The organism is Chitinophaga sp. NPDC101104, assembly GCF_050277495.1.
Lineage (GTDB): Bacteria > Bacteroidota > Bacteroidia > Chitinophagales > Chitinophagaceae > Chitinophaga.
In genome coordinates this window covers 2776543-2791339 of sequence record NZ_JBNNSF010000001.1, presented here as the reverse complement: position 1 = coordinate 2791339, position 14797 = coordinate 2776543, and the positions used below count along the sequence as shown (strand labels likewise).

Here is a 14797-nt window from a genome sequence, read left to right as displayed (position 1 = left end):
CCCCATTCGCCGAATTCTTGGTAACTTGAAGTAGCATATATCCCCAAAAACAAAGCATTTCCGATGAAACGCCGGCAGCGATCCTTACTGATCTTGCTCTTACTCGCGATTTCGACTCCCCGGGCGAAGGCGCAATCCTTCCCCCAAGATTCCCTTCACACCGCGCAACTGATCGCCACCGCGGAAAACTTTTTCACCGCGTCCCGGTACGATTCCGCCCTGCATTACTGTAACCTGGCCGAGGCCTTCAGCCGCCGGAAGAATTACCGCGCGGGCATGGCGTATGCCATCATCGAGCGGACGGACGTGCTGATCGACAAAGGCGACCTGGAAAAGGCCGAAACCGAGGCACGGCGCGCGCTGGCGATCGGCCAGCAGCTGGGGCGGCAGCAGATCCAGGCGATTACGCAGATGCAGCTGGCGCAGGTCAGGATGTACGACCGGCGGTACGATGAAGCGATCCCCTATTTCGAGAAAAGCGTCGGCTGGTTCGCGGCGCATCCGTCGCGGTACGCCGCGCTGGCGTATAACGATTTCGGGTACACCTGGGGCATGAAGGGCGACATGAAGAATAAAGCGGAATGCCTCCTGCGCGCGGCGGGAATTTATGAAACGCTCGGCGAAGGGTACGATGGCGAGAAAGCCGCCACCTACAACAACCTCGCTACCTTGTATTATGAATTGAAGCAAAAAGACAAAACGATCGAATACGCGCTGAAATCCATCGCCTGCCGCGAAAAAACGGGCGACATCGCGCGGTTGTCTTTGGGATGCTGCAATCTCAGCCAGTTCTACCTCGGCGTGAACAACGACGAAGCACTCCGCTACCAGCAGCGCGGCCTCCAATACGCCCTGCAAACGGGCGATACGGCCCGCATCGTGCATGCATACGTAACGGCCTCGCTGGTGGCCAGCGCGCGGAAAGACCCTGCATCCGCCATCCGCCACGAGCTGAAGGCGATCGAACTGCTGGAGCGCAGCGGCAAAGACCCCATCATGCTCTCGCGCCGTTACATCGCAGCAGGGATGGCCTCCATGAAAACGGACTCCGCACAAACGGCCGCCTGGTTCGATAAAGCGCAGTTGCTGGCGGCAGCACGGAACGACAAGTACAACCTCCGCGACCTCTACTATCAACGCGCGCTTTTTTACCGCGACCGCCAGGATTACGAACGCGCCTATCAAAACTACCATCTCCACATCGCCTACCGCGACAGCATCATCAAAGACCGCACGGCGTCGGACATCGCGGAGCTGGAAACCAGATACGAAACCGAGAAAAAAGACCACCTCATCGCGCAGCTGCATGCCGAACGGAAAATCAAGGCATTGCAACTGGAAAAACAGGCAGCATTGCTCGCCGGTAACCGCCTCGAAGCTGAGAAAAAACAACAGGAGATCGATTTATTGTCGCGCGAGAAAGCCCTGCAGCGCGAGCAGCTGGAGCGCCAGGAACTCATGGCGAAAAGTACCCGCCAACAGTTGGAACTGGCGGAAAAAGAACAGCAATTGCAGGAAAGGCAGCTGAAAAACTCCCGAACCACGCGCAACTTTCTTCTCGCGGGGCTATTGTTGCTGTGCATTATCGGGTATTTTTCCTTTAACCGGTACCAGCTGAAAAGGAAAATCCGGGAACAGGAAAACCTGCTGGCCGTCCGCAACAATATCGCGCAGGATCTGCACGACGAGATCGGGTCTACGCTGACCAGCATCCGCATCCTGTCTGAAGTATCCGGCAAAAGCATCGAGAAAGACAAGGGGAAGACCCTGACCTATATCCATTCCATTTCCGAGCAGTCCAACGCCGCACAACAGGGCATCAGCGACATCGTTTGGGCCATCAAGCCGGAAAACGACAAACTGGAAAACATGGTGGCCCGCATGCGGGAGTACGCGGCGCAAACGCTCGAATGCAAGCAGGTGCGAACGGATATCCATATCAACGAGCAGTTGTTGGGAACGGGGCTCAATATGCAGCAGCGCCGCGATTTTTTCCTCATTTACAAGGAAGCGGTGAACAACATCGCCAAATACGCGGGCGCTTCGGTGGTGACGGTAGACATCCGGACGGAGGGACGGAGCCTCGTGCTCCGGATCGCCGATAATGGTGCAGGGTTCGACATGGCGGCACATACAACCACCAGCGGCCTGCAGAATATGCGATCGCGCGCCGGGGCGCTGCAGGGCACGCTCGGGATCGATTCTGCACCGGGAAATGGTACTACCATCCTGCTCAAAATACCCATTACATGATCATGTAGTGGCCGGATAAAACGGTATGATTACTTTTAGCCCATGGCGATAAAGGTTTTGGTTTATGATGACAATGAGGCGCTCCGCACGAGCATCGGCGCACTGATCGAGTCGGAAGACGATCTCGAAATGGCCGCCGCCATGCCCAACGCGGAAACAGTGGAAACAGACCTGGAACAAATGCGGCCCGACGTAGTATTGATGGATATCGACATGCCCGTGGTAGACGGTGTGGCGGCCGTGAGGCGGATCAGGCAGGTTAGTCCGCAGTTGCCGGTGATCATGCTCACGATCTTCGACGATACCGACAACATTTTCAACGCCATCTGTGCCGGGGCTTCCGGGTATTTGCTGAAGCAGCACGTTACCGAAGAGCTCCCCGGCGCCGTGCGCACCGTGCTGGCCGGAGGCGCGCCCATGACGGGGTCTGTGGCGAAGAAAGTGCTGGCCATGGTGCCGAAAGCCGCGGCCCCCGAACAGGAAACCAGCAACCTCACCAATAAGGAAACCGCCATCCTCCAGCTGCTCGTCAAAGGCTACAGCTATAAAATGATGGCGACCGAACTGGGCGTCACCATCGATACCGTCCGTTTCCATATCAAGAAAATATACGACAAGCTCCACGTACATTCCGCTGCAGGCGCGGTTTCCCGGGCCATCCGCGACAAACTCGTCTGACCCCTTCTCCCTTCCCGCGACATGGATATGTAGTTGTTCCCCTACCGCGTTCCCAGTAGGTTTGGATTAAAACCCACAACCATGAAACGCATCGTATTCCTCCCCATTTTGTGCATCTGCACCATTGCCGCCCTGGCGCAGGCGCCCGTCCAGAAACGGGTGGAGCAGCGGGCCAAAGACAAAGCCAACAGCCGGGTAGATGCTTCCATCGACCGCGGGCTCGATTCCGCCTTTGACAACGCCGGTCGCGCCATCGGCAGCATATTCAAAAAGAAAGACAAGCGCAAGGCCCAACCGGCGCCATCGTCCGGCCAGGATAACCCGGGAACCGGCAAAGGCGCTGCTTCCGGAACGGTTACTTCCAGCGGCGGCAGCGATTTCGTGCCGGGGGCGAAGGTGTTGTTCGAAGATCATTTCGACAAAGACGGTTTGGGCGATTTTCCCGCACAGTGGAACACCAACGGCAGCGGCAAGGTAGTCACCCTTTCGGGGCAGGGCAGCCGCTGGCTGGATGTGGTGCATAACTGCATCGTGGTGCCGGTGGTGAAAGGGCCGCTTCCTGAAAACTGTACCATCGAATTCGATCTTTTCCTCCGGTCGGAAAGCGGGCGCAGTACGCCTTTCATTCAATTCGGCCTCAGCCAGGTGAAAGATATCCTGAAGGAAGACATGTTCTACAAAGACCGTTTCTTCATCAACCTGCACCGCTATACGGAAGAAGATGGGAAAACGCTGGAATATGGACTGGGCAACGATATCATCGGCAACAAAAGCAACTTCCCGCTTACTTCGTACGTCAATAAAGTGCTGCCGGTGGCCATTGCGGTGAACAAATCCCGCATCCGGCTGTACCTCGACGGCAACAAGGTGATCGACCTGCCGCGGGCGCTGACGGATGGGATGCGCAACACTTTCTTCCTGAACAACAATGCCATCATTCCCGCATCCGAAACGGGCATGTACGTCGGCAACCTCCGCATCGCTTCCGGAGACACGGACGCACGCAGCCTGCTGGTGAAACAGCTCATGAGCGAAGGCAAAGCCGTTACCAGCGATATCCTGTTCGACGTCAACAGCGATCACCTCAAACCCGAATCCTTCCCCATTATCGACCAGTTTGGCGATGCTTTGCAGAAAACGCCGGCATTGCGGATCAGGATCATCGGGCATACCGACAGCAATGGCGACGATGCCAGTAACATCAGCTTGTCGCAGCGCCGTGCCGCGGCCGTGAAGACCTACATCACGGAGAATTACGCCGTGGCAGGTTCGCGGATACAGACCGATGGAAAGGGCGAATCGCAGCCCGTGGCCAGCAATACCACCGCAGACGGGAAAGCCCGTAACCGCCGCGTGGAATTCGTGAAATTGTAAAACCCCTACCCGTGAAAACGACCCTCTTTATCCTATGGCTGCTCCTTGCCGCCATCATCGAAGTGTGCGGCCAGCCCGCCGACCGGAGAGATACCGCATCCATCATCGCGTGGCGTACTGCTGTGAGGCGCGCGCCGGTGCTGACGGGCGCCACATCGCCGCGGACCATCGTTCCGCATGAGCCGTCGCTGTGCTTTAATATGGAATTCGACCTCAAGATCACGATGCCGGGCAAAATGGCAGAACAGTGCATGTTCGTAAATAATTCTACCGGTGTGATCGGACTGCTGCCGGCGCGGGAAGACGGGCTGATCAATATGCTCTTCCCGGAGCTGGCCGATTTTTCGTTCGACGTGATGAACATGACCGGCAATGTGTACCGTTACCATACCAATAAAGGGAAAAACAATACGATCGAAAGATGGGTGACGACGGGTTTTTCCGACCAGAACCCTTATCTGCAGTCCGCCGCCATGTTCGACGGGTCGGCAGACCTGCAGCGGAAAGGCGTTACCGCCACGTATTGCGACGGCAGGATGACGGCTGTGGCCTACCGGTTTTCGGAACATCCGGGGATGACGTGGTACGTGTATGGCGACCGCTATCCCGAAAAGCTGCACCCGCGCAAGTTCCTGGGGAACATGGGCGTGGGGTACCTCAAAACCGACGAAGGGCTTTACATCGTCACCGAATTCAGGTCGGAAGGATATAGCTGCCGCGTCACGAACATCGCGCCGGCCAATGCCTGCCTGCACACGGAAGCGTTCGTGCCCCGCGAAGCGGAGTACAGCCGCCAGGCAAATCTCAATATCGAAAAGGAAAAGGAAAAACTCGACCGGGCCAACACGGGCGGCGGCCCATGTGCAGGAGAAAGGTCTTTGCTGATCGATTTCAAGAAAGAACAGGCGCGCAAGCGCGAAGCGGCGCTGGCCCAGGCGCGGGAAGGCAACGTCTACCAGCAAAACAGCAATGCACAGCGGAGCATGGCCAGTATGATGGACCCGCTGGCCGTGGTGCAGGAAGACATCCTCAACGCCAAGCTCGAGATATGCAAAGCGGAGAACAGCACGAGCACCCGCAGCCGGGAACGGATCGGTTGCCTGAACAATCAGCTCAGCGCACTCATGCGCATCGAAGGCGAACTGCGCGCCCTCGACGCCAGGCACGCCAATCAACCCGGCATGGCCTTCGCCGAAAAAAGCAAACTGTACATGCGCAACAAACCCCGCGGCTGTCCATAACCCTTCACTAAACCATACATTGCCAATTCTTTGGAAAAAATACACCCTACCCTCCACAAGAAAAGCAGATAATGCGTAAATTAGGTGCATCGGACCTGGTTTTCCGTCCGGACACCCCACCGGGCGCTTAGTGATCGTATCAACCAACAGCACGGCATGCGCTTGTACTTAAGTACGCATTTATGTCAACTCCAAATAACATCCTTCATGTTCTCAAACTGTATTTTCTTATGAGACAAATCTGCTTTGCACTGTTATCGACGTGTATTTTTTCCGCCTGCAACCATTCCCCGAAGCCGAAGGAGACGGATTCTACCGGCAAGGCCGCCCCGTCTGTCGGTTGCGCCGTTCCGCCCACGCACGATAAGGATTGGTACGCTTCCGGCAAAAAAGCGCCCCTGCTGGAAGGCCTCGGCGGGATCGATTTCAAAATAACCACCGCCAATCCCGAAGCGCAACGCTATTTCAACCAGGGCCTCATGCTGGCGTACGGGTTCAATCATGCCGAAGCCGCGCGCTCCTTCCACGAAGCCACCCGCCTGGATTCCAACTGTGCCATGGCATATTGGGGCTTCGCCTATGTGCTGGGGCCGAATTACAATGCCGGCATGGAGGAAGATAATTTCCAGCGGGCGTACGAAGCGGCCGCCAAAGCGCAATCACTGTCGGGGAACAGCTCTCCGGTGGAAAAGGCGCTCATCGGCGCGATGCGCGCCCGTTACGCGAAGGAGCCGCCGGAAGACCGCAAGCCGCTGGACATCGCCTATTCCGCCGCCATGAAGAAAGTTTACGCCCAATTCCCGTCTAACCCCGACGTGGGCACGATGTACGCGGAATCCATGATGAACCTCCATCCCTGGGACCTGTACGATAAAATCACGAAAGTCCCCCGCGCGTGGACGCCGGCGATCGTCAAATTACTGGAACAACTGATCCGGCAACATCCGCAACATGCCGGCGCACATCACTTTTACATCCATGCCGTGGAAACGTCCGCCCGGCCCGAAGTGGCCATGGCCAGCGCCGGCTTGCTGGATACGCTCGTACCGGGAGCGGGGCACCTGTTGCATATGCCGTCGCATATCTACATCAACACCGGCGATTACCATTTGGGATCGCTATCCAACATCCACGCCGTGACGGCAGACAGTACCTATGCAACGGCCTGCAATGCCCAGGGCGCCTATCCGCTGGCGTACTATCCCCACAATTATCACTTCCTCGCAGCCACCGCCACGCTGGAAGGCAATTCGAAATGGGCCTGGGATGCGGCGCAAAAACTGCACGCGCACACGTCGGAAGCCATCATGCGCATGCCGGGATGGGGCACCTTACAGCATTATTACACCATTCCCATGTACGTGGCGGTAAAGTTGTCGATGTGGGACACGATCCTCGCGCTCCCCGCTCCTCCTGCCGATCTCGTATATCCCCGCGCCGTCTGGCATTATGCCAAAGGAATGGCCTACCTCGGCAAACACGACCTGAAAAGCGCCGGCATTGAGATGGACAGCCTGCAACTGCTGGCCGCCGACACGGCCCTCAAAGACATCACCATCTGGAACATCAACACCACGGCTGACCTCGCGCATATCGCATCGAAGGTGCTCAGGGCCGGCGTGACCCTTCAACAGGGCAATCCAGACCAGGCGGCCACGCTCCTGCAGGAAGCCATCGCGATGGAAGACCGTCTCAATTACAACGAGCCGCCAGACTGGTTCTTCTCTGTCCGCCACCACCTGGGCGCCGTATTGCTCAAAGCGGGGAAATTCAAAGAAGCGGAACGTGTGTACCTCGACGATCTGAAAACCTGGCGGAAAAACGGCTGGGCGCTTATCGGGCTGCAAGATGCGCTTGCCAAACAAAACAAGACCGCCGAAGCACAAAAAGCCAAAGCTGCGTTCGACGAAGCCTGGCAATATGCGGATGTGAAGATCACATCTTCGTCTACGATCGTGGATTGATATCTACAGCGATTTGCATAAAAAAACAGGAAGCATTCGAACATGCTTCCTGTTGCTGTTTACCGGTAAATGGTTTTATGCAAAATACGGTACATGAATATCTTTGGTGAACTCCTCCTGCAACGAGATCATCGATTCCGTCCGGTCTACGCCGGAAATCTGCATGACCTGGTCGTACAGTACCGACCGCAGGTGTTCCCTGTCCGTACACACCACTTCCGCCAGCAGGCTGAACTGTCCGGTGAGGGTATGCACCCGCACCACTTCACGGATCCGTTGCAGTTTCGCCACTACAAAATCATGTTTGGACCCGTTCTGCAGGTAAATGCCCACGAAAGCGGTGACTTTCAGGCCGATGCTTTGCAGGTTCACTTTCATTTTGGATTCGCCGAGAATGCCGTTGTCCTTCATCCGCAACACGCGGAAGTGGATCGTGCCGGGCGATACGTTGTACCGCTTCGCGAGTTCCTTGTGGGAAGTCTCCGCATCCGTAGACAGCGCGGAAATGATATTGAGATCGAGGTCATCCAGCTCGAGCCGGTGTGTAGGTTTGGTTGGCATTGTGAATGGAGCTATAGGGCGTAAATAAGATCATTTGCCGCACATAACCAAAAGATTCAGTTAGTGTAAAATGTACCGTATGTTAAGACTGGCGGGGGATTTGGCCTGCCTTTCAGGATCCCTGCCGGGTTTCGGCGACACGTTCTTCCATGAGCGCGCGGCTTCTTTCGACGGCTGCCGGGAATGTGGTGGTGACGTTCGCTTTGCCAATGGCAAACAGCAGTCTGGCGGACCTCAGCTCCTGCATGACCTGGCTGCTTACGATTTCGGACAGGACCAGTTTGGTTTGATGTTGCGCCAGCTCGCGGTGGATCTCCCGGATCGCTTTGATGCCGGTAGCGTCTATGAGGGGAACTTCCCGCATCCGGATGATCAGGACGTGTGGCCGCTGTCGCGAGAACTGCATGGCATCCCGGAATTTGTGCACGGCACCGAAAAACAGGGGGCCGGTGATCTCGAAAACCTCGGTGCCCGGTGGCAAAGGCGGGGCATCGGCGCTGCCTGCCTCCTGACGGCTGACTTTACTGCTGCTGATCATATGCCGCATAAAAAGAAAAGCCGCCAGCACCATCCCGATCTCGATGGCAACGGTAAGGTCTACCAGCACCGTGAGCAAAAAAGTGACCAGCAAAATGACCCGGTCGCCCGTCGGCCCTTTCATCACCGACGCGAAACTTTCCCATTCGCTCATGTTGTAGGCGACAACGATCAAAATACCCGCCAGCGCGGGCATGGGAATGAGCGTGGCCCATTTTCCGGCGAACAGCATGATCGCCAGTAAAGTAATAGCATGCACGATCCCCGCAACAGGCGTTCTCCCGCCGTTCCGTACGTTGGTGGCCGTCCGCGCGATGGCGCCCGTGGCGGGAATGCCTCCAAAGAAAGAGGAAAATACGTTCGCCGTGCCCTGTGCCACCAGTTCCATATTCGATTTGTGCTTTCCGCCGATCATGCCGTCGGCCACCACGGCAGACAGCAGCGATTCAATACCACCGAGCAGCGCAATGGTAAATGCGGGCTGGACCATATTCCGGATGATGGAATAGTCAATATGGGGGACCGACAGCGAAGGGAACGCGGCCGGGATGGCGCCGAACCGGCTGCCGATCGTTTCCACGGGCAATTGCAGCCAGCTGACGGCCACGGTTGCCACCAGCAGCGCGATGAGCGAACCCGGAACGACTTTGGTGATTTTCGGCGCCAGCCGGATCGTCAATATGGTAAAAACCCCGATAGCGAGGGCGTAAAAATTAACGGAACGGATATGCTGGAAATAGCTTTCCCATTTGCCGACGAAATCCGCCGGAACGGCGCCCATGTCCAGCCCCAGGAAATCTTTCACCTGCGAAGCGAATATCACGAGCGCAATACCGCTGGTAAAACCCGTGATCAGCGGATATGGAATGAATTTGATGACAGCCCCCAGGCGCGCCAGTCCCATCAAGATGAGCATCATCCCCGCCAAAAACGTGGCAACCAGCAGCCCGTCTACACCATACGTCTGCACGATGCCGTACACGATCACGATGAACGCGCCGGTGGGCCCGCCGATCTGTACCCTGCTGCCGCCCATCACCGAAATAATGAACCCGGCTATGATTGCGGTATATAAACCTTTTTCCGGTGAAACACCGGAAGCGATGGCGAACGCGATGGCCAGCGGCAATGCCACGATGCCCACGATCACGCCCGCCATCACATCCTTTCCGAATTGCTGACGGTTATAACTTTTCAGTGTGGTTAGCAACTTGGGTACGAACATGGGCGTCAGGATTTGCGGACGAACTTGGTGAGGATCACGATCGTCTGTTCATTGATCTTCCCTTCTATCTGTTCTGCGTTATCGGCCACCAGTCTTATTTTCCGGACGATGGTGCCTTTCGGGGCCATGAAATTGGCGCCTTTCACGTTCAGGCCCTGCGTCAATACAACGGTATCGCCGTTTTCCAGCGGGGTGCCGTTACTGTCCTGGTGCACGGCTTTCACTTCGAAGGCGGTCATCGCCCAGTGGACCACCGCTTCGTCGAGCTCCACGCTCCCGGCGATCTCCTGGGCCCAGGCCTCTTCCCTGAACTGGTGGAGCAAACGGTACGTCAGCGCCTGTACGCTGGGCGTTTCGTTCCAGATGCTGCCGGCCAGGCATTGCCAGTGCATCGCGGCGCCTTTATCGTTGAGCGCGGCGAGGCAGGTATCGCAAAGCGCCACTTCGTTGGCGATGGCATCATGGTTTTTCGGGCTAACGGCGTACGCGCTGGCGGCAGGCTCGTTGTTACACAGTTCGCAAAGGCCGCTGCAACGTTCGTTCAGTTCGCGGGTAATAGTTGTATTCATGTAATGTTGATTGTCAGGATTTTATCCAGAATTTGAGAAGATTGCTATGGGTACTGTCCACCACATGAAAATCGCGCGGCACCTCGTCTTCCAGGCTATGGAACGTTACCAGCCGCGTTCCGGCGGGCTTCTGGTCGAGCTGGCGGTGTAAAAACCGGTTGTAGTAATGGAACAGTTCGGCGGAATAGTCGATGCTGTCATCGATTTTGTCGGTACCGTCGAGATTTTCGTAAAAAGCGTTGTAAAAATAGAAATGATCGAATTCCCGGAAGTTCAGCTGGGTGAAGTTGGCGTTGATGAAATGCACGTTATCCAGCCGCAAAGCCTTTTTCGCCTTTTCGGCGTGCCGCAGCAGTCGCTTGCGCTGTTCCACGCCGTAGAAAGTCCCGTTCGGGGCGATATGCCCGGCGGCGAGGCAAAACTTCCCGACGCCGCAGCCGATATCCAGGACCTGCGCATTGCCGATGGCCAGGAAGGCGGCTACTTTCCGGGCGATAGGAAGCGGCGTCCAGTGGCGGCGCGAGAGGCTGACGATCTCCGGCGGGTACAGTTCGTTGAAATGCGCGTCTGAATGGAAGAAACGTGCGGTGTCTGTCCGGATATCGTCCCCGGGGGCGTTGAGCTCCCCGGGTAAATTATTTTGACCCTGCTGCATCATGAAACCTGCGATATTTTCTCAAACTGCAAAAATAAGGCAGATTTCCGGAGGTTCCAGTGCGCCCCGTCAATCCAAAAATTGCATTTTATCACTTTCCGTTAAAGCGATACATTCGCTGTACGATGAGCATAAAAGGCATTTTTCCGATAGACAAATGGAATTTCAGGCGGGAATCGATCCTGGCCGGGTTGCCCGAAAGCGACCTGACGGGGCTCATGGCGCACCGGCTGGAACAGGTGTACGACAAGGGTGAAGTCATATTCCGCGAAGGCGGCTTCCCCCAGGGGATTTTCTTTATCGTGGAAGGAAAGATCAAGAAATTCAAGGTAGACCCGGCGGGCAGGGAGCAGATCATCTATGTGGCCAACACCGGTGAACTGATGGGATATCATGCGGTGCTTTCGGAAGAGCGGTACCCCGATTCCGCCGCCGCATTGGAAAAAAGCAGGGTCGCCTTCATCCCCAAAGAAGATTTCCTCGACATCCTCGACCGCTCGCCCGTGCTGAGCCGGCGCCTCCTGAAAACGCTCAGCCACGAATTCGGCGTACTGGCCAATGCCGTGAGCCTCTTCGCCCAGAAACCCGCACGGCAAAGGCTCGCGCTCCACCTGATCGTGCTACGCGAAAAATACAAAGTGGACTTCTCCCCCGGCATGCCCGTCACCATCACCCTGAGCCGCGACGATCTCGCCAGCCTCGTGGGCGCCACACGGGAAAGCGTGGTCAGGATGCTGACCGAGCTCAAGGAAGAAGGCATCCTCGAAACGAAGGGCAGAAAGATCATCGTGCACGACGTCAACAAACTGATCCGGATCGCCGACTTCCATTAACCTTTCTACCGGCATCCACCCATTTCCCGATCTCCGTGTTTTTGCGTAGCTGGGCAAAGACCGACGGCCCTAGTTTTGCCGTCAGTTAAAAAGCCTGTTATGTTCCAATCAAATGTTTTCCCCTACCTGCTGCTATTCCTTTTTACCGGCAGCGTTTCCTGCAGGAAGCCCCCCCATGCCACGGAGCCTCCGCAACAGCAGGGCGTCGTATCCCAACAACCGAAAGGCACGCCCGTCGGCGAAAACTATACGGAGATCGTCGGATCCGGCGGAGGAACGGTCACCAGCAGCGACGGCCTCCTCGAAATCGAAATTCCCCCCGGCGCACTGACGGCCGATACCGAGATCGGCATCCAGCCGCTGCGCCACACGGCCACCAGTCCGGTCGGAAAAAGCTACCGCCTGACGCCGCACGGACAAACCTTCAGAAAAAGCGTCACCGTCCGGTTTAATTACTGGAAATACAAAGACGTCCTCGGCAGTGCGCTCGCACCGGAAATCGCGTTCCAGAAAGAAAGCGGCGAATGGGTTTGCACGGGAGGCAACGTGAACGATACCACCCGCAGGATCATCTCCGTGCAAACCGATCATTTCAGCGACTGGGCCCTCATCGCATCCATGGAGCTATCTCCCGTGACCAAAACGCTTGGCGCCGGCAAAACCGTTACCCTGAAGGCTTTCCGATATGTGTTCCCCGACGTGGGCGAATGGCTCGCACCGCTCTCCCTCCCGAACGCCGGCACCGGCCAGCCCATATTGATCGAAAAACAGTACATCCGGAAATGGACGCTCCATGGCCCCGGGAAGCTGGAAACCAAAGGGTCTGAAGCCGTTTACACCGCGCCTCCATCCGCCCCCGCCCATTCCACCGCCACTATCTCGCTCGAACTGAACGTTAACGGCAAACAGGTTTTGCTGATCAGCACCATCAACATCGTGACCGAAGGCATCCATATCAGCATCGACGGCGGCGAATGGCAATCGTACCCCGGCTGGGCCGTGAAAATGGACGGGCTTTTCCGGTTCAGCATGAGCAATATCCGCTCTTCCGAAGACATGCCGCAGATCGTATTCCAATGGCCGGAAAACGATAAAATGAAATCGGACGGCCTGCATTTCTGGTCGATGGATGATGAAGACCGGACAGACGTGAACTTCGAATATGATGAGCCCGGTTTAAAGCGGATGTGGATCTCCATTTTCGACGACGGCCTGCGGACGTTCGACAGCGCCGGTTTCCTCCATGTCGAGGAAACCGAGGAAAACGGGACGAAATACATCAGCGGGACGTTCTTCATCGGCAAAGCTGGCCTGCTGGAAAGGGAGAACGGCCAGCAGATCAGGACCGGCAACATCAACGGAACGTTCAAGGTACAACGCCGCTGGTGAGGCAACTGCCAATCTGTCTACGTAAATCACGCAGATCCCGGTCTCCTTCTTTCTGCTGATTTCCAGCGGAGCGGAATGCGGTTACTTTGCCGTATAAATCATCATCAACATGAAAAAATCCATATTCATCGCACTCCTGCATATGCCCCTGGCGGTATTTTCCCAGTCGGCCATCCTGGATAAAATCAAACAGAAAGCCGAAGCCAGGGCCGAGCGCCGGGTAGACGGCGCTATCGATAAATCGATGGACAAAGCCGAAGAAGAAATTGACGGCCAGTTGAAACAGCCGGCCAAAAAACAGCGGTCCGAAAAGGAAAAAAACCCGCAAAACGTAGTGCAAGACGCGGGCAAGCCGAATACCGGACTAAAAAGCTACAGCAAGTTCGATTTCATTCCCGGAGAAAGGATCGTTTATACCGAAGATTTCGCGGGAGACGCCATCGGCGAGCTTCCCCTGAAATGGGCCACCAACAACCGCGGCGAAACCGTGACCATCGACAAGCTCCCCGGTAACTGGATGCGCCTCTTCCCCGCCAGCCGATTCACCTCCCCCGCTGCCGGCAAGCTCCCGGAAAACTTCACGCTGGAAGCCGACCTGGTATTGCAGTTCGGCGACGATGGCGGATATGTGTACCCGGATCTGGAACTGAAACTGCTCGATCTGGCGCCGGGAGAACAGTCGCCCCGCTCCTACGTCGTGAACCAGGACGCAACCCACGAAGTAGCGCTCGTCATCTCCGCTGCCGGTGCTGGAAAACCCCTGAGCGTTTCCCTGAAAAGCTATGCGAATGGCACGGAATATTTTTCGAACCAGGCTAAAGAGCTGAAAATATCTTCGGACAATGACGGAAAACCGCTGCACATCTCGGTTTGGGTGCAGAAAGAACGTATCCGGTACTGGATAAACGGCGAAAAAGTGTTCGACATCCCGCAGGCCGTTCCGCCCAAATCCAGCTTCAACCGCGTGGGCTTGAGCCTGGAATCGTCGCTGTACACGGAAGACCAGTTGGGGATGTTCATTTCCAACATCAAAGTAGCGGAAGGCACGCCAGACCTGCGGAGCAAGCTCATCACGGAAGGGAAGCTCGTTACCAACGGCATCCTGTTCGACGTCAATTCCGACAGGATCAGGCCCGAAAGCGCCGGTGTGCTCAAGGGGATTGCCGCGGTGTTGCAGGAAAATGCGGCCGTGAGGGTCAGGATCACCGGTCATACCGACAGCGACGGCGATGCCGCGCAAAACATCGACCTGTCGAAACGGCGCGCCAAAGCGGTGCAGGCCGCATTGCAAACCGAATACGGCATCGCCGCGGCACGGATGGAAACCGACGGGCTCGGCGAATCGAAACCCGTGGCCGGCAACAATACCAAAGAAGGTAAAGCCAGCAACCGGCGGGTGGAATTCATCAAACTGTAAACTTTTATTGCCGGCAGCATGCAAGGTCTTTGCGGGATCCGTCCTGCAAAGACCTTTGGCATGGAAGAAATTCCGCGCAGCCGGAAATAATTTTTATTTTC

The 14797-nt window shown here is 56.4% G+C and carries 12 protein-coding genes; 8 read left to right on the top strand and 4 right to left on the bottom strand.

Going from position 1 to position 14797, the window contains the following annotated elements; all coding sequences use genetic code 11:
* Positions 1–63: 63 nt before the first annotated feature.
* The 5 genes from ACQKLP_RS11175 to ACQKLP_RS11155 all read left to right on the top strand — a co-directional run bounded on the left by ACQKLP_RS11175 (position 64) and on the right by ACQKLP_RS11155 (position 7510).
* Positions 64–2253, top strand: coding sequence for a histidine kinase (locus ACQKLP_RS11175; protein WP_427322842.1), 2190 nt, complete (start codon positions 64–66; stop codon positions 2251–2253).
* Positions 2254–2295: 42 nt separating this feature from the next.
* A complete protein-coding gene (locus ACQKLP_RS11170) occupies positions 2296–2931 on the top strand; it encodes a response regulator (RefSeq protein WP_427322841.1) in 636 nt (211 codons plus the stop codon).
* Between the two features lie 81 nt (positions 2932–3012).
* Positions 3013–4305: an OmpA family protein gene (locus ACQKLP_RS11165; RefSeq protein ID WP_427322840.1), complete on the top strand. Its 1293-nt coding sequence runs from the start codon at positions 3013–3015 to the stop codon at positions 4303–4305.
* Positions 4306–4316: 11 nt separating this feature from the next.
* The gene (locus ACQKLP_RS11160; RefSeq protein WP_427322839.1) at positions 4317–5546 is read left to right on the top strand and encodes a hypothetical protein; all 1230 of its coding nucleotides are present in this window, start codon (positions 4317–4319) and stop codon (positions 5544–5546) included.
* 230 nt (positions 5547–5776) lie between these two features.
* Complete coding sequence (locus ACQKLP_RS11155) at positions 5777–7510, top strand: hypothetical protein (RefSeq protein ID WP_427322838.1); 1734 nt, start codon at positions 5777–5779, stop codon at positions 7508–7510.
* A 75-nt stretch (positions 7511–7585) separates the two neighbouring features.
* Here ACQKLP_RS11155 and ACQKLP_RS11150 read toward each other — a convergent pair whose 3' ends face one another.
* The 4 genes from ACQKLP_RS11150 to ACQKLP_RS11135 all read right to left on the bottom strand — a co-directional run bounded on the left by ACQKLP_RS11150 (position 7586) and on the right by ACQKLP_RS11135 (position 11060).
* Positions 7586–8071, bottom strand: a complete 486-nt coding sequence (locus ACQKLP_RS11150; RefSeq protein ID WP_427322837.1) for an Lrp/AsnC ligand binding domain-containing protein — start codon at positions 8069–8071, stop codon at positions 7586–7588.
* A gap of 112 nt (positions 8072–8183) precedes the next feature.
* Complete coding sequence (locus ACQKLP_RS11145) at positions 8184–9833, bottom strand: SulP family inorganic anion transporter (RefSeq protein ID WP_427322836.1); 1650 nt, start codon at positions 9831–9833, stop codon at positions 8184–8186.
* A gap of 5 nt (positions 9834–9838) precedes the next feature.
* The gene (locus tag ACQKLP_RS11140) at positions 9839–10402 is read right to left on the bottom strand and encodes a PhnA domain-containing protein (RefSeq protein WP_427322835.1); all 564 of its coding nucleotides are present in this window, start codon (positions 10400–10402) and stop codon (positions 9839–9841) included.
* A gap of 13 nt (positions 10403–10415) precedes the next feature.
* Positions 10416–11060 carry a class I SAM-dependent methyltransferase gene (locus ACQKLP_RS11135; RefSeq protein ID WP_427322834.1) on the bottom strand — a complete coding sequence of 215 codons (645 nt, stop codon included), beginning with the start codon at positions 11058–11060 and terminating at the stop codon, positions 10416–10418.
* A 122-nt stretch (positions 11061–11182) separates the two neighbouring features.
* Here ACQKLP_RS11135 and ACQKLP_RS11130 point away from each other — a divergent pair, with 122 nt between their 5' ends.
* From ACQKLP_RS11130 to ACQKLP_RS11120, 3 genes are all read left to right on the top strand, one after another.
* Entirely contained in the window at positions 11183–11890 is a 708-nt protein-coding gene (locus tag ACQKLP_RS11130) for a Crp/Fnr family transcriptional regulator (protein ID WP_427322833.1), read from the top strand.
* Between the two features lie 99 nt (positions 11891–11989).
* Positions 11990–13279 (top strand): hypothetical protein, encoded by a 1290-nt coding sequence (locus ACQKLP_RS11125; protein WP_427322832.1) that lies wholly within the window; start codon positions 11990–11992, stop codon positions 13277–13279.
* Positions 13280–13388: 109 nt separating this feature from the next.
* Positions 13389–14696 (top strand): OmpA family protein, encoded by a 1308-nt coding sequence (locus ACQKLP_RS11120; RefSeq protein WP_427322831.1) that lies wholly within the window; start codon positions 13389–13391, stop codon positions 14694–14696.
* Positions 14697–14797 lie beyond the last annotated feature (101 nt).